This is a genomic window from Pandoraea pulmonicola, from assembly GCF_000815105.2.
GTDB classification, from domain to species: Bacteria; Pseudomonadota; Gammaproteobacteria; order Burkholderiales; family Burkholderiaceae; genus Pandoraea; species Pandoraea pulmonicola.
In genome coordinates this window covers 3,399,446-3,423,166 of sequence record NZ_CP010310.2, presented here as the reverse complement: position 1 = coordinate 3,423,166, position 23,721 = coordinate 3,399,446, and the positions used below count along the sequence as shown (strand labels likewise).

The window sequence follows — 23,721 nt, the reverse complement described above, 5'->3', positions numbered from 1 at the left end:
CGGGCGCGTCCGGGCGGGCAATGCTAAAATTTGGCATCACTCTGCTCAACCTCATGATTTCCTTCGCAAAATTGTTTTCGCGCCGCTACGTTGGCGCGTCGCTTACGGCATTTGCCGCGCTCGGTGTCGTGGTGACGGCCGGTGTCTGGCCGGGGGCGTCGGTCGCACAGGGCCTGTCGGCTGCCGAAGCCGCGGGACGTACGACCGAACAGCTCCGTGTACCCCAGGTCCCCTTCGACGCCACCGCGGACCGGACGCCGTCGCCGGCCAGCGCCGCTGCGGCAGCCGTTGCCGCCGAGGACGACAAGCCGGTGGCGTATGACGATCAGCTCGACCTCCACCCCGAGGAAGACGACTTCGCTGGGCGGCGCGCCTTGCTCGAGCGCCAGCGAGCGTGGGTCGACTATCGCTTCGAGGAGGCGAAGTACGAGTGTGCGTCGAAGTTCTTCGTGAACTATTGCATCGACAAGGCGCGCGATGCGCAGCGCGACGCCCTCAAGGCGATTCGCAGCCAGCGCCTGGTGCTTGATGATCAGGAGCGCAAGGCGCGCGCACAGGAGCGCGATGAGCGTCTGGCGGAAAAGCGGGCGCAAACGGCGGCCGAAGCGCCGCAACGTGCGGCCGAGCGGGCACAGAACGTATCGGACTACGAGGCCAAGCAAGCCGAATATCAGCAGCGTGTGACCGAGCGCACCGGACAGGCGCCGCAGCGCGCGGCCAACGCGGAACAGTACAATGCCAAGCAGGCGGAGCAGCAGAAGAAGCTCGACGACGCCAAGGCAACGGCAGCACGCAAGGCGGCCGAGCGCGAAGAGAACGTGCGCAAGTACGACCAGAAGCAGCAGGAAGCCATCGAGCGCAAGCAGAAGTCGGAGCAACGCCGCAACGAGTCCCAGTCGGGCAGCTCGCCGGCCCAGAAGGCGCTGGAGGGGAAATAAGCGAGCCGGGCTGGCGGTGTGGAGCTGGCGCGCCGGTCTGCATCGCAGACGTGAGCCGGAGCGCGGCCGCTGGGCCGGAATTATTTGAGAGTCGCAGGAGAGTTGCCAGGATGCAGCACGATCTTCACTCCATTGGACGCCGCATCATCGAATTGCAGATCGAGCACCGCGATCTCGACTACCTGATCGACAAATTGCTGACGGAGCCGGCGTACGACGAACTTCAGGTCACGCGGCTCAAGAAGCGACGTCTGAAAATCAAGGACACGATCACCCTGTTGCAGGTGCAGCAGATGCCGGACCAGCCCGCCTGAGCGGGCACCGCGCGTAACGTCGGCGAAGCCTCGCGGCCGACGTTGCGCGATTTTCTTTTTCATTGCGGCGCTGCGAATGCGTGTCGTCCGACGGTTCAGCGATTCGATTGTGTCGATCGCATCGATCCGTTCCGATGGACGCCCATCCGAATCGCGCGCCACCTTTGTGTTTTGTCGCCGTTTTGACCGATTCTGCCGCCGCTGCCAGCGATTCCCCCGAGATTTCATCCAGCTCCGACGCCTCGACCTTCCACGGACTCAAGCCGCTTGCCGCCAAGCGCGAGCGCGAGTTGCAGGAGATATTCGGCGACGGTGGAATGCTTGCGCGCGCCATCGATGGCTACCGCTCGCGTGAGCCGCAAACCGAGATGGCGCGTGCCGTGGCCGCCGCCATGGACACGCACGACACCCTGATCGCCGAGGCGGGGACGGGCACGGGCAAGACGTACGCCTATCTCGTGCCGGCCATGTTGTGGGGTGGCAAGACCATCATCTCGACGGGTACCAAGCACCTGCAGGATCAGATCTTCGCGCGCGACATCCCCACGGTTCGCCGTGCGCTCGCCGTGCCCGTGACGGTCGCCATGCTCAAGGGCCGCGCGAACTACCTCTGTCACTATTATCTGGAGCGGGCGCAGCAGGAAGGGCGCTTCGCGTCGCGGCACGAGGCGGCGCAACTGCGCGAGATCACGACGTTCGCGCAGATCACGAAGAGCGGCGACAAGGCCGAGCTCGCGTCCGTGCCCGAAAACGCACCGATCTGGTCACAGGTCACGTCCACGCGCGACAATTGCCTGGGGCAGGACTGTCCGCGCTACAAGGACTGCTTCGTGATGCTCGCGCGCAAGGAAGCGCAGCAGGCCGACCTCGTCGTCGTGAATCACCATCTGTTCTTTGCGGACGTGATGCTGCGCGACACGGGGATGGCGGAATTGCTGCCGAGCGCGAACACGGTGATCTTCGACGAAGCGCACCAACTGCCGGAGACTGCAACGCTGTTCTTCGGCGAAACGGTGTCGACCGCGCAGATGCTCGAGCTGGCGCGCGACTGCGTGGCCGAAGGGCTGATCCATGCGCGCGATGCGGCCGACTGGGTCAAACTCGGCGCGAGCCTCGAACGGGCCGCCCGCGATGTGCGCCTGACGTTCGGACCGGACAACGCGCGCATGTCCGTGACACAACTGCCCGACAATCACGAGTTGTTCGAAGCGATCGAGGCAGCCGACGTCGCGCTGCAGGACATGATAGAGACGCTGACGCATCAGGCCGAACGCGCCGAGGCGCTGGGTGCGTGCCTGCGCCGCGCGCTGGAACTGCATCAACAACTGGAGCGTTGGCAGACGGGCGAGAGCCCGCCGCTGCCCAGCGAGCAGCCCCTGCCGCTGCTCGACCCGGATGCGCCGCGTGTGACCGACGGCAAGCGCGAGAAGGCGGCGAAGGCCGCAAAGGCGCGCGAGGCGGAAGCGGCGCGTGCGGCGGCGGAGGCGTCGTCGGAATCCGGCAATGGTGCCGGGACCGATGAGGCGGCTGACGGCGCGCAGAAAACCTATACGCCGCCCGAGAACGTACGCTGGATCGAAGTGTTCTCGCAGACGGTGCAGTTGCATCAGACGCCGCTCTCGATCGCGCCGATTTTCGCGAAACAACGCGCCGGTGCGCCGCGCGCGTGGATTTTCACGTCAGCCACGCTGTCGGTGAAGGGCAACTTCACGCACTACGCCGCGCAGTTGGGGCTCGATGCGCAGAAGTCGCTCACGCTCGCGAGTCCGTTCGACTACCCGAATCAAAGCTTGTTATACGTGCCCAGAGGACTGCCGCAGCCTTCGGCGCCGGGCTTTACCGACGCCGTGCTCGACGCTGCCTTGCCTGTGCTCGAAGTGAGCGGCGGTCGGGCGTTCGTGCTGTGCACGACGCTGCGGGCGGTGAATCGCGCCGCCGAGCGCCTGCGCGACGAGTTCGACCGGCGCGGCTGGGACTATCCGTTGCTTGTGCAAGGCGAAGCAAGCCGTACCGAACTGCTCGACCGATTCCGCGCGCTTGGCAACGCCGTGCTCGTCGGCAGCCAGAGTTTCTGGGAAGGCGTGGATGTGCGCGGCGAGGCGCTGTCGCTCGTCATCATCGACAAGCTGCCGTTTGCGCCGCCCGACGATCCGGTGCTGGCCGCCCGGCTCGATGCGTTGACCAAGAAGGGGCTGAGTCCGTTTGCCGTGCATCAGTTGCCGCAGGCCGTGATTACGCTCAAGCAGGGGGCGGGGCGCCTGATTCGTTCCGAGCGCGACCGCGGGGTGCTGATGATTTGCGATCCGCGTCTGGTCGACAAGCCTTACGGGCGTCGTATCTGGCAGAGCCTGCCGCCGTTCAAGCGCACCCGCGAACTGCCCATCGTGCGTGGATTCTTCGACGAGATCGCGGCGGGGGGCGACGCCGGTTAGACCGAGTTCGCTCGATTCTCTGAACCCGGACGATAAACAGCGCGCAGGCAATTCCCGAGCCGTCCGATGCCGGAATTCACCAAACAAAAAACCCTCGCATGGGCGAGGGCTTCTGTAACGCAGTCGTACGCCGTGGTGCGACTTGGCTCAACGCCAGATCTGCCACCACGACTTTTTGTCGTCGCCGGTGTCGATGCGACGGCCGACCGTCAGATACCCGCTCTTCGGGTAGGTCTGCTCCATCACACGGCGGGCGTCGTCGCGCAGCTCGGTCATGCCGAGTTTGTCGTACGACTTGATCATGATGCCGAGTGCGTCTTCCAGCGCGGGCGCCTTGTCGTAATCCTTGAGTGCGGTTTGCGCGCGGTTCACGGCGGCAAGGTAAGCGCCACGGCGATAGTAATACTCGGCAGCGTGCACTTCGTGCGCGGCCATGGCGTTGACGGCGTAGCGCATGCGCAGGGCGGCGTCGTTCGCATACTTGCTGTTCGGATAGTGCTCGACCAGATACTTGAAGCTGTCGTAGGCCGCGCGCAGCGCCTTCGGATCGCGCTCGCTCAGATCCTGGCCCGAGAAGCGGCCGAACAGACCGAGGTCGTCGTTGAAGTTGATCAGGCCCTTGAGGTAATAGGCGTAATCGATCGACGGGCTGTCCGGGTGCAGACGAATGAAGCGGTCCACGGCCGTGAGCGCCTGTGCCGGCTCGTTGTCCTTGTAATAGGCGTATGCCGTGTTGATCTGCGCCTGTTGCGCATGCGGGCCGAACGGGTCGCGCCCTTCGAGCAACTCGTAGTACTTGGCGGCCTTCGTGTAGTCGCCACTGTCGAAGCTGTCCTTGGCTTCCGAGTATAATTTGTTCGTCGACCAACTGGCCGTTTCGTCGACCTTCTCCGGCAGAATGCCGCAGGCGGCCACACCGCCGACCAGAATGGCGGCCAGCGTAAGATGTTTGACAAGTTTCAGGGCTTGCATGCTCGTTGGCTTCACTTCTCGATGACCCGTTCAATACTGCCGGATTATAGCGTAACCGCCTCATTTGCCACGGAAAATGCGGATGACTCGTCCGATGACGACTTCGATTCGCTTCCCGCGGCATTCCCGGGTGCCGCCGCAGGCACCGCTGCTCCCGCCTCAAACCCCTCGGGTCTGCCGTCCGGCGAATCCGTCGATACTGTCCCGCTCAATGCAACATTGCCCGACTCACTGGCGGGCGAGCGCCTCGACAAGGCGTTGGCACTCTGTTTTCCCGAATATTCCCGGAGCCGCCTGCAGGCGTGGGTCGAAGACGGCCGCGTCACGCTCGATGGCGTGACGGGCAAGATCAGGCAGAAGGTTGCTGGTGGCGAGTCGGTCGTGATCACGCCCGCCGCGCTGCCGGAACAGCTCGCGTTCGCGCCGGAGCCGGTGCCCCTCGATACCGTCTACGAAGACGCGACACTCGGCGTCTTCAACAAACCCCCAGGACTGGTCGTCCACCCGGCGGCCGGCAACTGGTCCGGCACGCTGCTCAACGGACTGCTGCATCGCTACGGACAGGCTGCCGCCGATTTGCCGCGCGCCGGCATCGTTCATCGACTCGACAAGGAGACGTCGGGTCTGATGGTCGTGGCGCGCACGCTGGTCGCGCAGACCGATCTCGTGCGCCAGCTGCAGGCCCGCACCGTGAAACGCCATTACGCGGCATTGGTGTGGGGGCGTCCGCCTCAACGCACGGTCGTGGATGCCCCGATCGGACGCGATCCGCGCGAGCGCACCCGCATGGCGGTTGTGCAGGGGCAGGGGGGGAAGCCCGCGCGCACGCGGGTCGTCACGGTCGCCAGCGCAGAATGGGAAGGTTCACCGGTTTCGCTGGTGCTCTGCTCGCTCGATACAGGGCGCACGCATCAGATTCGCGTCCATCTGTCGCATCTGGGACATTCGCTGCTTGGCGATCCGCTCTATCGGCCGCGCCACAAGCGTCCGGCGCTGCCGGGCAATTTTGCGCGTCAGGCATTGCACGCCTGGCGGCTGGGTCTGATTCATCCCGACGACGGTCGCGCGATGTACTGGCAGGCGCCCCTGCCCGACGACATGCAGGCGCTCATGGCGGCCATCGGCCTCGAATTCGATTTCTCAACGCTCCCCGACTCGCTCGATGACTTCTTCCCTGCCTGAACAAGACCTCAGAGATCCGATGCCCGCCGACTGGATCGTGCCCGACTGGCCGGCGCCGGCCAATGTGCGCGCGGTATTCACGACACGTGCCGGCGGGGTGAGTCAGGGGCCGCAGGCGACATTCAATCTCGGCTACAAGGCCGATGACGATCCCGAAGCCGTGCGCATCAACCGCGAGCGGCTCAGCAAGCATACGGGGGTGCCGTCGGCGTGGGTGGCGCAGGTACACGGCCCGCGTGTCGTCGATGCACAGGCAGCGCTCGCCGCCGTACAGACCGGTGAACCGTTGCAGGCCGATGCCAGCGTCACGAACGCCGTGGGGCTGGCGAGCACCGTCATGGTGGCGGATTGCCTGCCGGTGTTGCTCTGCGATGCCAGGGGGCGGGCGGTCGCCGCGGCGCATGCGGGTTGGCGTGGTTTGTGCGCCGGCGTGATCGAGCAGACGGTGCAGGCGCTGCGCGCCCGGTTGCCGAAGGATGAGACGGATGGCGTCGCGGCACCCGTCATCGCCTGGCTCGGCCCCTGCATAGGCTCGACGGCGTTCGAAGTCGGCCCGGAGGTGCGCGAGGCGTTTCTGACGGCCGCGACGCCACAGGAGCAGGACGCGACACGCGCGGCCTTCGTGGCGCACGGTGCGCCCGAGGCGGGCAAATCGCTCGCCGACCTGTGTGCGCTGGCCCGCTTGCGATTGGCCCGCGAAGGGGTGACGCGTGTCTCAGGCGGTCAGTGGTGTACGGTCAGCGACCCGGAGCGTTTCTATTCCTATCGGCGCGACCGTGTGACGGGGCGCATGGCGGCGCTGGTGTGGCGCACGGCGTGAGTTAGCGGCACAGCGTGGATGCGATGCGTCGGATCCCGATGCGGCGCTGACGATGCGGACGTCGGTGTTGGAGTCCGCATCGACGCGTGCTTCATTCGTGCTTGGCCGCAATGGTCGGTGCGCCGTCTACTCCGGCGACGAAGGCGGGCTTGCGTGCGCAGGCGAGTCGGGCGGTGCGCCCGGTGCTGCGGGTACTGCGTCGTCGCGCCGCAGCGCGTGCGTCCGGCGAATGCGGCTTCCCGCTATATATAGCCAGAGCAGCGCGGGCGCGACGCCGCCGCCAGCGAAGATCGCCAGGCCCAGCCAGACCGATGGCGCCGTGATCGCCACCATCGCAATGACATACAACCAACCGAGAATGACGATAAACATCGGGGCAAACGCGCATTCAAAAAAGGAAGGGGTGACGGGACAATGCGGCCAGGACGTACGCCGCAAGCATTGACAGGCCTGCGCACGCACGCAAGAATGCTCCACAGGCGGGGCGCATCGCTCGCAAAGCGAAGCACGCCGCCGCGTTTCGGGCGCTGGCCCGTGAACGCAACGGACGTGACACTCAGGCTACCATGAATCGCGCCAGTGCCAACTTCGATCCGGCCTCGTTTGCCGCCTCGTTTGCCCAGCAGTTCCCCTCCGCTTCGCTCTCCGCTCAGGACATGTCGCAGTGGTTCAAGGCCGCCCAACAGATGTTCGGCGCCTTGCCGGGCGCTGCGGGCCAGACCGCCCTCGCGGGCAACGGTGCCGCCAATCCCTTTGCTGGTCTCTTCGAGCTGTTCGGCAAGTCCGGCAGCCTGCCGACGCCCACTGCCATGCACGTCGACCCCGCGCGTCTGGGCGAGCTGCAGGCGGACTATGCGCGTGAATTTTCCGAACTTGTCGCCAGCTTCAATCAGCCTGGCCTCGACACGGCGCCCGCGCTCGGCGATCGACGTTTCGCAGGCGATGGCTGGCGCAATCCTTTCTACGCACTGCCGGCAGCCCTGTACCTGCTCAACGGGCGTTTTCTGATGCGCATGACCGATCTGGTCGACGCCGACGCCAAGACGCGCGAGCGCCTTCGTTTCGCCGTCGAGCAATGGGTGGCCGCCAGTTCCCCGGCGAACTTCATCGCGACGAATCCCGATGCGCAGCAGCGCCTCGTGCAAACGCATGGCGACAGCCTGCTCGCCGGGATGCAGCACCTGCTGGTCGACATGGGCAAAGGCAAGGTCTCGCAGACGGATGAAGCCGCCTTCGAAGTCGGGCGCAACGTCGCGACGACCGAAGGCGCCGTCGTCTTCGAGAACGACCTGATCCAGCTCATCCAGTACAAGCCGCTCACGGCGACCGTGTATCAGCGTCCGCTGCTGATCGTGCCGCCGTGCATCAACAAGTACTACATTCTCGATCTGCAACCCGAGAACTCGCTGGTTCGCTATGCCGTGGAGCAGGGCCACACGGTGTTCGTCGTGTCGTGGCGAAATCCGGATGCGTCGCTCGCCCACAAGTCGTGGGACGACTATGTCGGCGACGGGCCGATTGCCGCCATCGACGTTGTGCGCGAAATCAGCGGGCAATCGCAGATCAATGCGCTCGGTTTCTGCGTGGGCGGCACGCTGCTCGCGGCGGCGCTCGCCGTGTTCGCGGCGAGGGGACCGAAGGGGCAGAAGGGCCGCAAATCGCCGGTCGCAAGTGTGACGCTGCTCACCACCCTGCTGGATTTTTCCGATACCGGCGTGCTCGACGTGTTCATCGACGAGGCGCATGTGCAGTTTCGCGAGCAGACCATCGGCGGCGCCCTAGGGCAGCCGCCGGGACTCATGCGCGGCGTGGAACTGGCCAACACCTTTTCGTTCCTGCGTCCGAACGATCTCGTCTGGAACTACGTGGTCGACAGTTATCTGAAGGGCAACGCGCCGCAGCCGTTCGACCTGCTGTACTGGAACGGCGACGGCACCAATTTGCCGGGGCCGATGTTCTGCTGGTATCTGCGCCATCTCTATTTGCAGAACGAACTGAAGCAGCCCGGCCGCGTGCGGACATGCGGCGTGCCGGTGGATCTGGGCGCCATCGACGCCCCGGCCTACGTGTTCGGCTCGCGCGAGGATCACATCGTGCCGTGGACGTCGGCGTTTCGCTCATTGCCGTTGCTCGGCGGCGAGCGACGCTTCGTGCTTGGTGCGTCGGGACACATTGCCGGCGTGGTGAATCCGCCGGCAAAAAAGAAGCGCAGTTATTGGCGTAATGACGACGTGGGTGTCGACGCGAGCGACTGGCTGGCCGGTGCGACGGAGCACCCCGGCAGTTGGTGGACCGACTGGAGCGACTGGCTGGCGGGCTATGCCGGAAAACGCGTCAAGGCGCCAAAAGCGTATGGTAATGTTGCTTATGCCCCCATCGAACCGGCGCCCGGCCGTTACGTGAAGGCCAAGGCCTGAGCGGGTAGCGGCATCGCGGGCATCCCCCCGGTTCGACTCATTTGTTTACGAGGAAAGAGACATGACGGATATCGTGATTGTGTCGGCTGCGCGCACCGCAGTCGGCAAGTTTGGCGGCTCGCTCGCGAAGGTGGCTGCGCCGGATCTGGGCGCCATCGTCATCGAGGAGGTGCTCAAGCGCGCCAAGCTCAAGGGCGAAGACGTGAGCGAAGTCATTCTGGGCCAGGTGTTGACCGCGGGCTCGGGGCAGAACGTGGCGCGTCAGGCATCGATCAAGGCCGGTCTGCCGGCGATGGTGCCCGCCATGACGATCAACAAGGTGTGCGGCTCGGGCCTGAAGGCCGTGATGCTCGCCGCCAACGCCATTACCGCCGGCGACGCCGATATCGTGGTGGCTGGTGGTCAGGAAAACATGAGCGCCGCGCCGCACGTGCTGCCGGGCTCGCGCGACGGCTTCCGCATGGGTGACGCCAAGCTGATCGACAGCATGATCGTCGACGGTCTGTGGGACGTGTACAACCAGTACCACATGGGTATCACGGCCGAGAACGTCGCAAAGGAATACGGGATTACGCGCCAGATGCAGGACGAGTTCGCGGCAGCGTCGCAGAACAAGGCCGAAGCGGCGCAGAAGGCCGGTCGCTTCGATGACGAGATCGTGCCGGTCTCGATTCCGCAGCGCAAGGGCGACCCGGTCGTGTTCAGGACGGACGAATTCGTGCGCCACGGCGTGACGGCCGAATCGCTCGCCGGTCTGAAGCCTGCCTTCACGAAGGACGGCACGGTCACGGCGGCGAACGCGTCGGGCATCAACGACGGCGCGGCTGCCGTGGTGGTGATGTCGGCCAAGCGCGCCGAGCAACTGGGCCTCACGCCGCTCGCGCGCATCGTGGCGTACGCGAACGCCGGCGTGGATCCGTCGGTGATGGGCATCGGGCCGGTGCCGGCCTCGCAGCGTTGCCTGGCGCGTGCGGGCTGGAAGGCGAGCGATCTGGACCTGATGGAAATCAACGAAGCGTTCGCGGCGCAAGCGCTGGCCGTGAACAAGCAGATGGGCTGGGACGCGTCGAAGATCAACGTGAACGGCGGCGCGATCGCCATCGGTCACCCGATCGGTGCGTCGGGCTGTCGCATTCTCGTCACGCTGCTCCACGAGATGGCGCGTCGCGACGCGCGTCGTGGCCTGGCCTCGCTGTGTATCGGCGGCGGCATGGGCGTGGCGCTGGCGGTCGAGCGCGTCTGACGCGCTGGCGGAACGTCCATCCATAACGATTTGAATCGAAACGGCATCGCCCGCGCGTGCAACGCGCACGGGTGCATGTCCGGGCAGTCAGGAGACGAAAGGCATGCGCGGGAACGCGCGGCTTGCGCGTCGGTCAATTGGCAGTCGCAACAGGCGGCACATCGTGCCGTTATTTAGGGGGAAGCGTTCCATGACTCAACGCATTGCATACGTGACAGGCGGGATGGGCGGTATCGGTACGTCCATTTGCCAGCGGCTGTACAAGGATGGTTTCAAGGTCGTGGCCGGCTGCGGGCCGAACTCGCCGCGTCGCGTGAAGTGGCTGGAAGACCAGCGGGCTCTGGGTTTCGATTTCGTCGCGTCCGAAGGTAACGTCGGCGACTGGGATTCGACCAGGGCGGCGTTCGACAAGGTGAAGGCCGAAGTCGGCGAAGTCGACGTGCTGGTCAACAACGCCGGCATCACGCGCGACGTGGTGTTCCGCAAGATGACGCGCGAAGACTGGGACGCCGTGATCGACACCAACCTCACGAGCCTGTTCAACGTCACCAAGCAGGTGATCGACGGCATGTGCGAGCGTGGCTGGGGCCGCATCATCAACATTTCGTCGGTCAACGGCCAGAAGGGCCAGTTCGGTCAGACGAATTACTCGACGGCCAAGGCCGGCATTCACGGCTTCACCATGGCGCTGGCCCAGGAAGTGGCGACCAAGGGGGTGACGGTGAACACGGTGTCGCCGGGCTATATCGGCACCGACATGGTGCGCTCGATCCGTCAGGACGTGCTCGACAAGATCGTGGCGACGATTCCGGTCAAGCGCCTGGGCGAGCCGGGGGAGATCGGTTCGATCGTGGCATGGCTGGCATCGGAGGACTCGGGCTTCTCGACGGGCGCGGACTTCTCGCTCAACGGCGGCCTGCACATGGGTTGAGGGGGGCCGGGCGGGCGCGAGCCGAAATACGGCGCCATGCCCCCGTTGCGGGTTAGGGCTTTGCCGCATGGCAGCAAACGTCCTAGAATCGATAATATGTGACTAACCCCGACCGTCGGTCGGGGAAGTCCTTCATAAAAGCAGGAAACCCACCGCATGACCGCGAGCAAGAAGACTGACGAGCGCCTGATCAAAAAGTATCCGAACCGGCGTCTGTACGATACCCAGACCAGTACGTACATCACCCTTGCCGATGTGAAGCAATTGGTACTCGAGACCGAGGAGTTCAAGGTCGTCGACGCCAAGACGGGCGAGGACCTGACCCGCAGCATTCTGCTGCAGATCATTCTGGAAGAAGAAACGGGCGGCGTCCCGATGTTCTCGAGCGCCATGCTCGCCCAGATCATCCGCTTCTACGGCCACGCGCTGCAAGGGATGATGGGGACGTATCTCGAGAAGAACATCCAGACGTTCATCGAAATTCAGAACAAGCTGGCCGATCAATCGAAGGGCATCTACGAAGGCGCGGCCTTCAATCCTGATGTCTGGGCGCAGTTCATGAACATGCAGGCGCCGATGATGCAGGGCATGATGACCAACTACATCGAGCAGTCGAAGAACCTGTTCGTGCAGATGCAGGAACAGATGCAGAGCCAGGCCAAGAACATGTTCAGCACGTTCCCGTTCCCCGGCGCGCCGGGCACGGACCCGAACAAGAAGCCCTGAGCGCCCGCTGACCTTCTCCTGATACCTTTTCCGACAGGAACGTTGCGATGTGCCCCGGGGCGCGCATCGCAACGAATGTTGGAACGCACCGCGGACGAACAAGGTAAAATGCGCGGTTCGACGGTTCCACGTATTCACTAGATCAGGATTCGCCCCATGTCCCGCTCATCGCCCGCCGGCACCCCCAAGGTCGGTTTCGTTTCGCTCGGCTGCCCGAAGGCCCTGGTCGATTCCGAGCAAATCCTGACCCAATTGCGCGCCGAAGGCTACGACATTGCCGGCACCTATGACGGCGCCGACCTTGTCGTGGTCAATACCTGCGGCTTCATCGACGACGCCGTTCAGGAAAGCCTCGACGCCATCGGCGAAGCGCTGGCCGAAAACGGCAAGGTCATCGTCACCGGTTGTCTCGGCGCCAAGAAGGACGCCGCCGGGCAGGACATCGTGAGCGCCGTGCACCCGAAGGTGCTCGCCGTCACCGGCCCGCACGCCGTGGGCGAAGTGATGAGTGCCGTGCACACGCACCTGCCCAAGCCTCACGATCCGTTTACCGATCTCGTGCCGCCGGCCGGGATCAAGCTCACGCCACGTCACTATGCCTATCTGAAGATTTCGGAAGGCTGCAATCACCGCTGCACGTTCTGCATCATCCCGTCGATGCGCGGCGACCTCGATTCGCGCCCGGTGGCCGAAGTGATGCTCGAGGCGGAGAACCTGTTCAAGGCGGGCGTGAAGGAACTGCTGGTGATCTCGCAGGACACCAGCGCTTACGGCGTGGACGTGAAGTATCGCACCGGCTTCTGGGCGGGCCGTCCGCTCAAGACCCGCATGACGGAACTGGTGGGCGCGCTGGGCGAGTTGGCCAGGCAGTACGGTGCGTGGGTGCGCCTGCACTACGTCTATCCGTATCCGCACGTCGACGAGATCATTCCGCTGATGGCCGAGGGCCATATCCTCCCGTATCTCGATGTGCCGCTGCAGCACGCGCACCCCGATGTTCTCAAGCGCATGAAGCGCCCGGCCTCGGGCGAGAAGAACCTCGAGCGCATCCAGGCATGGCGCAAGCTGTGCCCGGACCTGACGATTCGCAGCACGTTCATCGCCGGCTTCCCCGGCGAGACCGAAGCCGAGTTCGAATACCTGCTGGACTTCCTGCGCGAGGCGGAACTCGATCGCGTGGGCTGTTTCGCCTACTCGCCGGTCGAAGGCGCGAAGGCCAACGAACTGCCGGGCGCGTTGCCCGACGAAGTGCGCGAAGAACGCCGCGCACGCTTCATGGAAGTGGCCGAGGAGATTTCGGCCGAGCGCCAGCAGCGCAAGGTCGGTCAGACGATCCAGGTGATCGTCGACGAGATCAATCAGGACGGCGGCGTTGCCCGTTCGGCAGCGGACGCCCCGGAAATCGACGGTCTGGTGTACATCGAACCGACGGCCAAGGCAGCCAAGCGCCTGAAGGTCGGCGAGTTCGTGAACGTGACGGTCACCGGCGCCGACGGCCACGACCTGTGGGGCGAAGTGGTCTGATGCCCCCCGCGCGCGTGGTTGTCACGCGCGCTGAACGTCGAGCCGTCCGCCGGTCCCCAAGTCGCTATTCTCGAAGCCGCTTCAGACGCTGAAGCCTGGAAAATCGAACCGATGACGCAAGCCTCCCCGCAAATTCCGCAAGTCCTGGCCATGGGCGAAGCCATGGTCGAGTTCAACCAGTCGCCCGACGATGCCCGTCAGTATCTGCAGGGGTTCGGCGGCGACACGTCCAACTTCGCCATCGCGGCGCGTCGCCAGGGCGTGCGCACGGGCTTCGTGAGCGCCGTGGGCGACGATCTGTTCGGCCGCATGCTGCTCGATTTGTGGCGCGAGGAGGATGTCGATACGCGCTACGTGCGCGTCGACGCGCAGGCGCCGACCGGCGTCTATTTCGTGTCGCACGACGAAAACGGTCATCACTTCGACTATCTGCGCGCCGGCTCGGCGGCGAGCCGCTATCGTGCGCAGGACCTGCCGCGCGATACGCTCGCCGGCGCGTCGTTCCTGCATCTGTCGGGCATCAGCCTGGCGATCAGCGTGAGCGCCTGCGACGCGGCTTTCGACGCCATGTCGAAGATCCGCGCGGCCGGGGGCAAGGTGTCGTTCGACACCAACCTGCGCCTGAAGCTGTGGCCGTTGGCCCGCGCACGCGCCACGATGCGCGAGGCGTTCGGCCTGACCGACGTGTGCCTGCCGAGTTGGGACGACGTGACCGCCGTCACGGGGCTGGACGACCGCGACGCCATCCTCGACGAATTGCTTTCCCACGGAGTCAAGGTCGTGGCGCTCAAGCTGGGGCGGGAAGGCTGCTATGTTGCCACGCCGAACGAGCGGCGCATCGTGGCGCCGTACCCGGTGCAGGCGCTTGACGCGACGGGGGCGGGCGACTGCTTCGGCGGCGCTTTCGTCGCCCGGCTGGCGCTGGGGGACGATCCGTTTGCCGCCGCGCGCTATGCCAACGTGTGCGCCGCGCTCTCCACGACCGGCTACGGTGCCGTGGCGCCGGTGCCGCGCGCCGAACAGGTCCTGCGCACACTCGCCGCCTGACACCGGGCGCCCACGGGCGCGGACGACGGGCCGCCCACGGCGCCCGTGGTCACCACTCGCCGTTTCCGACACCGAAGCTTCCCTCCAAAGTGCCTGCCATCGCGGTAACCCGTGCGGCGGTATACTCGTTGCAAATTGATATCCACCCGGAGAAGAGACATGCAGCGAGAGGTCGTGATCGTCAGCGGTGTGCGCACCGCCATTGGTGATTTTGGCGGCAGCCTGAAGGATTTCGCGCCGACGCAGCTCGGCGCCATCGTGGCCCGCGAGGCCATGTCCCGTGCGAACGTCGGCGGCGAGGACATCGGACACGTCGTGTTCGGCAACGTCATCCACACCGAACCCAAGGACATGTATCTGGCGCGCGTGACTTCCATCGAAGCCGGCGTGAGCCAGCATGCGCCCGCCATGACCGTGAACCGTCTGTGCGGCTCCGGTCTGCAGGCCGTCGTCTCGGCCGCACAGTCGATCCTGCTGGGCGACACCGACGTGGCCATGGCCGGCGGTGCCGAGAGCATGAGCCGCGCCCCGTACGTCATGCCGGGTGCGCGCTGGGGCACGCGCATGGGCGAGTCGCGCCTGGTCGACATGATGCTCGGCGCCCTGCACGACCCGTTCGCAAACATCCACATGGGTGTGACGGCGGAGAACATCGCGAAGAAGTGGGGCATCACGCGCGAAGACCAGGATCGTCTGGCGGTGGCGTCGCATCAGCGTGCTGCGCATGCGATGGCGGCCGGCTACTTCAACGACCAGATCGTGCCGGTCACTATCAAGTCGAAGAAGGGCGAGGTGGCGTTCACGACCGACGAGCACGTACGCGCCGACGTGAGCCTGGAAGACATGGCGAAGCTGCGTCCGGTGTTCGAGAAGGACGGCACCGTCACGGCCGGCAATGCCTCGGGCCTGAACGACGCGGCGGCGGCGCTCATTCTCATGGAGCGCGCCGAAGCCGAACGTCGCGGTGCGAAGCCGCTGGCGCGGCTGGTGAGCTATGCGCACGCCGGTGTCGATCCGAACTACATGGGCATTGGCCCGGTGCCGGCTTCGCGCAAGGCGCTCGAGCGTGCCGGGCTCAAGGTCGGCGACATCGACGTCGTGGAAGCCAACGAAGCATTCGCCGCGCAGGCGTGCGCCGTCACGCGCGATCTCGGCTTCGATCCGGCGAAGGTGAACCCGAACGGTTCGGGCATTTCGCTCGGCCACCCGATCGGCGCGACCGGCGCCCTTATCACGGTCAAGGCGCTGCACGAGCTGCAACGCATTGGCGGCCGCTACGCGCTGGTGACCATGTGCATCGGCGGCGGGCAGGGCATTGCAGCCGTGTTCGAGCGCGTGTAACTTACTCCCGGGGGCCGGCGTTCTTGCCGGCCCGAGTTTTTCCGGAGTCGTGACGATGCAAGACAAACGCAAGCCCCTCGATACGCCGGAGGCCAACGGCTGGCACTGGCAGACCAATATCCTGCACGCCGACACACACGTGCCGGCCGGTTTCGCCGCCATGCCGGTGCCGGTCGCGCGCGCGTCCACGGTGATCTTCCCGGATCTGGCGGCCATGCGCTCGCTCGACTGGAAGAATGACAGCCAGTGGCGCTACGGCCTGCATGCCACGCCGACGTCGATGGAGCTGATGCGTCGCCTCGCGTCGCTCGAAGGCGGCAAGCACTGTCTGCTGTTTCCGTCGGGGCTGGCGGCGATCTCGAACGTGTACTTCGGGCTGGTCAGGAGCGGCGACGATGTTCTCGTGCCCGACAACGCTTACGGTCCGAACCGGGAGCATGGCGATTGGCTCGCCGATTCGTTCGGTATCACGGTGCGTTATTACGACCCGATGATCGGCGACGACATCGGCACGCTGATTCAGCCGAACACGAAACTGATCTGGCTCGAAGCGCCGGGCTCGGTCACGATGGAAGTCCAGGATGTGCCGGCCATCACCCGCGTGGCGCGCGAGCGCGGCGTGCTCACGGCCATCGACAACACCTACTCGGCGGGCCTGGCCTTCCGTCCGTTCGATCATCGGGTCGACATTTCGGTGCAGGCGCTTACCAAGTACCAGTCGGGCGGCAGCGATGTGCTCATGGGATCGGTCGTGACCGAGAACGACGACGTTCACCATCGCCTCAAACAGGCGCGCATGCGCATGGGCGTGGGGGTGTCGGCCGACGATTGCAGTCTCGTGCTGCGCAGCTTGCCGAGCATGCAGTTGCGTTTCGAGGCGCATGACCGCGCGGCGATGACGCTGGCGACGTGGCTCGGTACGCGTCACGAGATTGCCGCGGTGCTGCATCCGGCGTTCGAGGACTGCCCGGGATACCAGAACTTCCGGCGCGACTTCACGGGCGCGGGCGGCCTGTTCTCCGTTGTGTTCGACGAGCGCTACACGCAGGCGCAGATCGACGCCTTCATCGAGGCGCTGCGGCTATTCAAGATCGGTTTCAGCTGGGGTGGCGCGCACAGTCTTGTCGTGCCGTATCGCGTGCCGTCCATGCGCACGGCCACGTCGTGGCCGCACAAGGGCGCGCTCGTGCGCTTCTACGTGGGGCTGGAAGATGTGCGCGATCTGCAGGCCGACATCGAAGCCAGCCTGAAGGCGCATCTGGGCGGCGCTTGATTGGCCGTCGCCAAACCAGGCTGACGGCCGGCCCGGCAGGCATTCGCTCGGCGAGGTAATGGCGCCGAGCGAATGATGTCAGGCGTCGCGGAACAGCGACAACAGGCCGTCCAGGCCGACGTGGTTGAACGCCACCGAGGCCTTCTCGCGCACCACCGGCTTGGCTCGGAAAGCCACCGACAATCCCGCGATCGCCATCATCTGCAGATCGTTCGAGCCGTCGCCCATGACGATGGCTTGCGAGGGCGTCGCGCCAAACTGCGCCGCCACTTCGGCGACCGTACGCGCCTTGACCTCGGCGTTGACGATTTCGCCCAGCACGCGGCCCGTGAGTTTGCCGTCGACGATTTCCAGCGTGTTGGCGCGCGTGACGTCCAGGTCCAGACGTGTCTTCAGTCGATCGGTGAAGAACGTAAAGCCGCCCGAGACGAGCAGCGTTCGGATGCCGAGCGCCTGCACGCCGCGCAGCATATCCTGCGCGCCGGGCGATAGTTGCAGACGTTCTTCATAGACCTTCTCCAGCGCGGACGCGTCCAGTCCCTTGAGCAGCGCCACACGACGCGTGAGGCTCTCGTTGAAGTCCTTGATCTCGCCGCGCATGGCGGCTTCGGTGATGGCGGAGACTTCGGCCTTCAACCCGCAGTAGTCGGCGATCTCGTCGATGCATTCGATGGTGATGAGCGTCGAATCCATGTCCATCGCGACCAGCTTGAAGTCCGTCAGGCGGCGCGAGCTGTCCACCAGCACGGCGTCGACCTGATGCCGCTGCGCGAAGCCGGTGGCCACCGCCCGCAACGCCGGGGAGTCGGTGACACCCGCAATGCGGGCGATAGGTGTAGCCGCCGCATCGGCGGCGAACGTGACCGGTGCGCCGGGCACCAGCGCGCGAATGGCGGACTGCAGGGCATCGGACGCCGGCCGCGAAGCGGGCGCACCGAGAATGACGAGGTCGTGGGTCATCGTGAAATCGGGAGTCTTGCGAATACGTGCGACCGACATTCTACCCGGGTTGCGGGGCCGCACTTACGCGTCGAGCCGTGTGCGACGGACCTGGCTCGGTGGCAGCGCTTCGAACTTGTGCCAGACCCGGCGCAGGTGGCGGCTGGAGCCGAAGCCGGTACGTTCGGCGATGCGTTCCAGGTCGAGCCGCGAATTGCCCAGCATCTCGCGCGCCAGCGCGATGCGCAGACGATGCAGATAGTCGATGGGGGCAACCCCCGCATACTCGCGGAACAGACGCGTCACGTGGCGCTCGCTCGCACACGCGATCTCTGCCATGAGCGCGAGCGTCCAGTCACGGGCCGGCTCGGCGGCAATCGCATCCTGCACGCGATGCAGCGCCGGGTGCAGATGATTCCGGCCTTCCAGCCAGGGCGACAGTTGCGGATCGGCGCCGGCACGCCGCGCGTAGACGACCATCTGCCGTGCAATCGCCGCGGAGCACACCGGGCTCGTCGCATCGGCGATGAGCGTGAGCATCAGGTCGAGCCCTGTCGTCACGCCTGCGCTGGTCCACACGTTGCCGTCGTGCACGTAGAGCCGGTTGTCGGCCACGCGCGCGCTCGGCGCCAGCGCGCGCAGCTGATCGCAACTGCTGTGGTGCGTGGTGCACTGACGCGCGTCGAGCAGGCCGGCGCGCGCCGCGAGCAGCGCACCGGTGCAGATGCAGGCGACCTGATGCGTCGGCCGCACGACTTGCCGAAGCCATGCGATGGCGTGCGCTTCGGCATCCGCGCGTGCCTCGGCGCTCGACGGCGCGTCGTGGGCATCGTCGCTATCGTTGGACAGGCCCCACACCGGCAACGGTTTTTCCACCGTGCCCACGATCACCAGCCACGCATCGTCCGGCAGGGCGTCCGGCAGGACTTCGAGCGGTGAGATCTGCAACCCGATCGACGTCGCCACCGAAGGCTGCGTCGCGACATAGCGCAAGCTGAAGCGCACGTCGTCCTGCTGGTGATTGGCGATGCGCAATGCCTCGGCCGGCCCGGCGACATCGAGCAGCAGCGTATCGGGCATGACCAGCAGATAGACGGGTTGCAGTCGCGGCATGAGGCGGGATCCGGTCGGTCAATCGGCGCGTACGATGCGCCGCAGGACGCATTCGGACAGATCTCGACGTTACACCGCCGCGAGCGCTTCCTCAACCGTGACGACGCGCGCGAAGCGATCGACCAGCACGGTTTCGGTCCGCTCCTTCAACTCGGCCACCGACAGTTCGCGGCCGGTGCGCGGATGTTGCATCGGGAAGGTGAGCGTGGCTTCGGTCACGAAATCGACCTCGTAACCGGCGTCCGACGCCGCGCGCGTGGTGGTCTCGCAGCACTGTTCGGTGCGAATGCCCGAGACGATCAGACGCGTGATGCCGTGCTCGATCAGCCAGGCGCCGAGCGTCGAACCCGCGAGCGCGCTGTGCTTGACCTTGTCGAGCGTGAATGCCGGCGCGATGCGCAGTTCTTCGAGCGTGCGCACGAAGCCCGATTCGCGCGAGAACGGACCCGACGACACGTGGAAGACCTGCACGACGGGAGTCCCCTTGGCAACGGCGCCGTCGATCAATGCCTGCTGGCGCTCGAAGTACACGGCGAGATCGTCCTCGCGCCAATACGGGCGCTGACGGAACGATTCTTGCGCGTCGATCACGAGCAGGGCGGTGCGGGAGGGCTGGGCTTGCGACATTTGCGGCTCCGTATGACGGGTTGACGATGGTGCCATCGTACGGCCGCGCGATCCGCCGGGACAGGCTCGACGCAGACCGGAATCGGACGGATCCGGACATCCGGTCTGAGTGCACGCGCCTGTCGGAACCTCGTTCAGAGGGTCGCGCGCACGCCGGCACCGGTGCCGCCGGTGCTTTCAGCGCGCGCATACAGCGCGGCGGCGAGCGCCACGTCCTGGGCGCCCATGCCGAGTGATTTGAACAGCGTGACCGATTCCGCGTCGGTGCGCCCCGGATGCGTGCCCACCACGATCTCGCCCAGTTCGGCGAGCAGATCCTCCGGTCCGATCCGGCCTTCGGCCGCCGCAGCGAGATAGTCGCCCGATTCGTTGATCGTCGATTCGCGCCGGTCGACGAACAATCGAGCGCGGGCCATGAGCATCGAGTCCGCTTCGCGATGACGCGGCGTGCTGCTGCCCACGAGGTTCACGTGCGTGCCCGGTGCGAGCCATTCCGCCTTGAGCACTGGGTCCGTCGCATTGGTGACCGTGACGACGATGTCGGCATCGCGCACGGCGTCCTGAACGCTGCCCGCCGCCTCCAGCGTGAAGTCGTAGTGCGGTTGCTCGGCGTCGACGAAGCGCTGTGCGCTCTCGAGCGAGCGACTGGCCACGCGAACACGGTGCAGCGGACGCGCCGCCGCGAGCGCTGCGAGATGCCAGTGCGCCTGGTGTCCCGCGCCGATCAGCGCGAGACGCGTCGCGTCATGTCGTGCGAGCAGGCGTGTGGCCAGCCCCGTGACGGCGGCCGTGCGAATGCCGGTGATTTCCGCCGCGTTCATGATGGCCAGCAACTCGCCGGTCTCGCCGCTCATCAACACGACGCAGCCCTGATGGGGGTCCTTGCCCAGCGCGCTGTTGCCGGGAAAGAACGTGCCGACCTTGGCGCCGTAGACGGGCGTCTTGCCGCCGATGAAGGCCGGCATCATGCCCAGCATGCCCTTCGCGCCTAAGGCTTCGGGTGGGCGCACGATCTGACGCAACGGTAGATGAATCTGGCCGCGCACGAGCGCCGCGAACATATCCGACATCACCGGGATGGCGTCGCCGACCGGCATCAGCGCGGCGATTTGGGCGGCGTCGAGCAGAAGTACGGCAGGCGAGGGCGAGGTGGCGGTCATCGGGAGGATCCTGAGTGCGGCCTGGGAAGAAGGAAGGCGGAACGCGGCCGTCGGGCCGCGTCCGTATGACTCAGCGGGAGTTGGCGAAGGTGCGGCCGCGACTCACCGGTTGCCTTCCGCGGCGAGGGCGGCGTCGATGTGACGCTGGAACGTCGCCGTATCGGTGTTCGTCCCGCACAGCAGCACGCCCACGCGCTTGCCCATGAGCGTCTCGCGCAACGGCCCCATGAGAGCGGCTGTTGCCGCCGCACAGGCGGGCTCGACGGCCAGCTTCAACTGACGGAACAGCGTGAGCATGCCGGCACGCATCTGGTCGTCCGTCACGGTGACGAGTTCGTCGATATGGCGGCGGCACAGCGTGTAGCTGTACAGCTCCGTGTGGGGCGCCATGAGGCTGTCGGCGATGCCGGTCATCGGACCCATCTTGACCGGGCCACCCTTGGCAAAGCTCTGCGCCATGGCGTCGGCGCCGGCCGGCTCCACGCCGTAGACCTTCACGTGCGGCGCGAACAGCTTGAAGGCCGTTGCCACGCCGGCAATGAGTCCGCCGCCGCCGATGGGCACGATCACCGCATCGAGATCCGGCGTCTGCTGCGCCCATTCGTAGCCGAGCGTGGCCGTGCCGAGCACCGTGCGATAGCCGTTGAACGGGTGCACGAAGTAGCGGCCTTCCTCCTGCTCCACGCGTTTGACGATGTCGAACGCCTCGTGCACGTTCTCCGCGAGCACCAGGTCGGCGCCGTACTCGCGGCACAGCGACGAGCGTGCGGGGCTTGCCGTCTTGAGCATCACCGTCTTGGCCGCCACTCCCATTGCGCGCGCCGCATACGCGACGGCGACCGCATGGTTGCCCGCGGACACGCACGTCACACCGGCCTTGCGCTGCGCATCGTCGAGCGAGAGCAGGTTCGAGAAGGCGCCGCGCGCCTTGAACGTGCCCGAAGCCTGCAGCAATTCGAACTTGAACGTCACGCTCGTGTCGCCCAGCGTCGGGAAGTCGCTGCGCGTGAATACCGGCGTCGCGCGTACGTATGGCTTGAGCGTCTCGTGGAGTGCGGCGATGGCGCTTCTGGTCGGGGCGGGCTGGCCGTCGATGGTTTCGGCGTGAAGGTCGGGGGTCGATTGCGTCACTTGGAACTTGTCTCCGTTATGAAAGCCCGGCCGCCCTGCGAGTCCTGCCCCGCAGGGCGCCGTCCGTTGGGCCGCGAGTTTGCGCACAGTGCCGCACGCACTGCACTCGCCAACCTCGCCGCGCCCCGGCCGCGATGCCGGCGCCGCGGCGAAGCGCGTGGCGACATCAGCGCAGGCCGAGCTTGCGGCTGTGCAGCAGCGCGGCGATGCTGATCACGGCTGCGAAAATCAGGTAGAAGCTCGGGGCCAGCTTGTTGCCGGTCGCACCGATCAGCCACGTGATGATAAACGGTGCGAAGCCGCCAAACACGGTCGCCGCGATGTTGTAGCCCAGCGAGAGTCCCGTGGTGCGCACCTGCACCGGGAACAGCTCGGTGAGCAGCGCGGGCAGGGCGCCGAAGTAGGTGGTCATCAGCAGGCCGAGCACGATCTGGAACACCATCAGCGAGCCGAACGTCGGGTTCGCATCGAGATAGCGGAACATCGGATAGACGAGGATCAGCAGCGCCACGGCGGCGGCGAGCATCGGCTTGATGCGGCCATGCGTATCCGACCAGTGACCGACGATCGGCGCGACGATTAATTGCACCACGCCGGTGAGCAGCACGGCCGAGAACGCCGCCGAGGACGGCAGACCCAGTTGCTTCACGGCATACGTCGGCATGTACAGTACCAGATAGGTCGCCACGGTGGCCATCACGACCACGCCGATGGCGAGCAGCAGGCGTTCCTTCTGGCTGGCGAACGTGTCGCGCAGCGGGCTTTGCGTCGGTTCGATGTCGAGGAACTCGGGCGTTTCGTCGAGGCGGCGGCGAATGTAGTACGCGACCGGACCGATGAGCAGGCCGAAGAAGAACGGGATGCGCCAGCCCCACGACGCCATGGCTTCCGCGGACAGATTGCCCGTGAGCAGCGCGCCGAAGCCGGCGGCAAGCAGGGTGGTGAGGCCCTGCGAGGCCACTTGCCAGCTCGAGAAGAAGCCGCGGCGCTGTGGGGCGTGCTCGGCGAGAAACGCCGTGGCGCTGCCGAACTCGCCGCCGGCGGAGAAGCCTTGCACCATGCGGGCGATGACGATGCCCACCGGCGCGAGCACGCCGATCGCGGCGTACGTCGGCATGATCGCGATGAGCAGCGTGCCGATCATCATCAGCACGATCGAGAGCGTGAGGGCGGCTTTGCGTCCCGCACGGTCGGCATAGGCGCCGATCACGATGGCGCCGAGCGGGCGCATGAAGAACGACACGCCGAACGTGCCGAGCGTGAGCAGCAGCGACACCGTGTCGTTGCCGGTCGGGAAGAACAGCTTGGCGATGGTCACGGCGAAGAAGCCGTACACAACGAGATCGAACCACTCGAGCGCGTTGCCGATCGAGGCCGATACGATCACACGCCAGGCGTGCGGGGATGTGCGGGCGGCCGGGGCCGTCGCGTTGGGGGCTGCGCTTGCGCTCATGGGCGAGATCTCCAAAACCTGTCTGGCGTTGTGTGATTATTGTCTTGCGGAGGTGTCCTGTGCGCCCGTTCTTTGCAGGCGTCCGATACTGCGTACAACCGATCCAACCGAATACCCGGGCGCTCCGCACCGGCCGCG

General features: G+C 65.9%; 21 protein-coding genes. 13 read left to right on the top strand and 8 right to left on the bottom strand.

All coding sequences use genetic code 11. The annotated features are described in order from the left end of the window. Positions 1-53: 53 nt before the first annotated feature. The 3 genes from RO07_RS14655 (at position 54) to RO07_RS26925 (ending at position 3,684) form a co-directional block, all read left to right on the top strand. The gene (locus RO07_RS14655) at positions 54-938 is read left to right on the top strand and encodes a hypothetical protein (RefSeq protein ID WP_115089117.1); all 885 of its coding nucleotides are present in this window, start codon (positions 54-56) and stop codon (positions 936-938) included. A gap of 110 nt (positions 939-1,048) precedes the next feature. Then, positions 1,049-1,252, top strand: a complete 204-nt coding sequence (locus tag RO07_RS14650; RefSeq protein ID WP_023595663.1) for a YdcH family protein — start codon at positions 1,049-1,051, stop codon at positions 1,250-1,252. Between the two features lie 134 nt (positions 1,253-1,386). Then, positions 1,387-3,684 (top strand): ATP-dependent DNA helicase, encoded by a 2,298-nt coding sequence (locus tag RO07_RS26925; protein ID WP_418303685.1) that lies wholly within the window; start codon positions 1,387-1,389, stop codon positions 3,682-3,684. Between the two features lie 147 nt (positions 3,685-3,831). On the opposite strand, the gene RO07_RS14640 is transcribed toward RO07_RS26925, so the two are convergent. Further along, positions 3,832-4,656 carry an outer membrane protein assembly factor BamD gene (locus RO07_RS14640; RefSeq protein ID WP_052267332.1) on the bottom strand — a complete coding sequence of 275 codons (825 nt, stop codon included), beginning with the start codon at positions 4,654-4,656 and terminating at the stop codon, positions 3,832-3,834. A gap of 21 nt (positions 4,657-4,677) precedes the next feature. Between RO07_RS14640 and RO07_RS14635 the strand changes: the two genes are divergently transcribed. Beyond that, positions 4,678-5,838, top strand: coding sequence for an RluA family pseudouridine synthase (locus tag RO07_RS14635; RefSeq protein WP_418303684.1), 1,161 nt, complete (start codon positions 4,678-4,680; stop codon positions 5,836-5,838). Continuing rightward, complete coding sequence (gene pgeF / locus RO07_RS14630) at positions 5,819-6,658, top strand: peptidoglycan editing factor PgeF (RefSeq protein ID WP_418303683.1); 840 nt, start codon at positions 5,819-5,821, stop codon at positions 6,656-6,658. The genes RO07_RS14635 and pgeF overlap by 20 nt, the downstream gene beginning before the upstream one ends. Before the next feature lie 126 nt (positions 6,659-6,784). Here pgeF and RO07_RS14625 read toward each other — a convergent pair whose 3' ends face one another. Beyond that, positions 6,785-7,030 (bottom strand): hypothetical protein, encoded by a 246-nt coding sequence (locus tag RO07_RS14625; protein ID WP_039411729.1) that lies wholly within the window; start codon positions 7,028-7,030, stop codon positions 6,785-6,787. A 194-nt stretch (positions 7,031-7,224) separates the two neighbouring features. Between RO07_RS14625 and phaC the strand changes: the two genes are divergently transcribed. From phaC to RO07_RS14585, 8 genes are all read left to right on the top strand, one after another. After that, positions 7,225-9,075, top strand: a complete 1,851-nt coding sequence (phaC, locus tag RO07_RS14620; RefSeq protein WP_084072623.1) for a class I poly(R)-hydroxyalkanoic acid synthase — start codon at positions 7,225-7,227, stop codon at positions 9,073-9,075. 61 nt (positions 9,076-9,136) lie between these two features. Next, on the top strand, positions 9,137-10,318 hold the full coding sequence (locus RO07_RS14615; protein WP_039411726.1) for an acetyl-CoA C-acetyltransferase: 1,182 nt from the start codon (positions 9,137-9,139) through the stop codon (positions 10,316-10,318). Between the two features lie 190 nt (positions 10,319-10,508). Continuing rightward, complete coding sequence (locus RO07_RS14610) at positions 10,509-11,249, top strand: 3-ketoacyl-ACP reductase (protein WP_039411724.1); 741 nt, start codon at positions 10,509-10,511, stop codon at positions 11,247-11,249. Between the two features lie 156 nt (positions 11,250-11,405). Beyond that, complete coding sequence (gene phaR, locus RO07_RS14605; RefSeq protein ID WP_039411722.1) at positions 11,406-11,975, top strand: polyhydroxyalkanoate synthesis repressor PhaR; 570 nt, start codon at positions 11,406-11,408, stop codon at positions 11,973-11,975. 156 nt (positions 11,976-12,131) lie between these two features. Then, positions 12,132-13,499, top strand: coding sequence for a 30S ribosomal protein S12 methylthiotransferase RimO (rimO, locus tag RO07_RS14600; RefSeq protein ID WP_039411720.1), 1,368 nt, complete (start codon positions 12,132-12,134; stop codon positions 13,497-13,499). 111 nt (positions 13,500-13,610) lie between these two features. Continuing rightward, positions 13,611-14,546: a sugar kinase gene (locus RO07_RS14595; RefSeq protein WP_039411718.1), complete on the top strand. Its 936-nt coding sequence runs from the start codon at positions 13,611-13,613 to the stop codon at positions 14,544-14,546. 159 nt (positions 14,547-14,705) lie between these two features. Further along, a complete protein-coding gene (gene bktB, locus RO07_RS14590) occupies positions 14,706-15,887 on the top strand; it encodes a beta-ketothiolase BktB (RefSeq protein WP_039411716.1) in 1,182 nt (393 codons plus the stop codon). A gap of 55 nt (positions 15,888-15,942) precedes the next feature. Further along, positions 15,943-17,160, top strand: a complete 1,218-nt coding sequence (locus tag RO07_RS14585; protein ID WP_039411713.1) for a cystathionine beta-lyase — start codon at positions 15,943-15,945, stop codon at positions 17,158-17,160. 78 nt (positions 17,161-17,238) lie between these two features. On the opposite strand, the gene serB is transcribed toward RO07_RS14585, so the two are convergent. From serB to RO07_RS14555, 6 genes are all read right to left on the bottom strand, one after another. Next, positions 17,239-18,120, bottom strand: a complete 882-nt coding sequence (gene serB / locus RO07_RS14580) for a phosphoserine phosphatase SerB (RefSeq protein ID WP_039415583.1) — start codon at positions 18,118-18,120, stop codon at positions 17,239-17,241. Between the two features lie 63 nt (positions 18,121-18,183). Beyond that, positions 18,184-19,212 (bottom strand): GlxA family transcriptional regulator, encoded by a 1,029-nt coding sequence (locus RO07_RS14575; protein ID WP_039411710.1) that lies wholly within the window; start codon positions 19,210-19,212, stop codon positions 18,184-18,186. A gap of 69 nt (positions 19,213-19,281) precedes the next feature. Then, positions 19,282-19,839 (bottom strand): cysteine hydrolase family protein, encoded by a 558-nt coding sequence (locus RO07_RS14570; protein WP_039411707.1) that lies wholly within the window; start codon positions 19,837-19,839, stop codon positions 19,282-19,284. A gap of 134 nt (positions 19,840-19,973) precedes the next feature. Further along, entirely contained in the window at positions 19,974-20,999 is a 1,026-nt protein-coding gene (locus RO07_RS14565) for an ornithine cyclodeaminase family protein (protein WP_052267331.1), read from the bottom strand. Positions 21,000-21,101: 102 nt separating this feature from the next. Beyond that, entirely contained in the window at positions 21,102-22,130 is a 1,029-nt protein-coding gene (locus tag RO07_RS14560; protein WP_039411705.1) for a threonine/serine dehydratase, read from the bottom strand. 166 nt (positions 22,131-22,296) lie between these two features. Next, positions 22,297-23,583, bottom strand: a complete 1,287-nt coding sequence (locus RO07_RS14555; protein WP_039411703.1) for an MFS transporter — start codon at positions 23,581-23,583, stop codon at positions 22,297-22,299. Positions 23,584-23,721 lie beyond the last annotated feature (138 nt).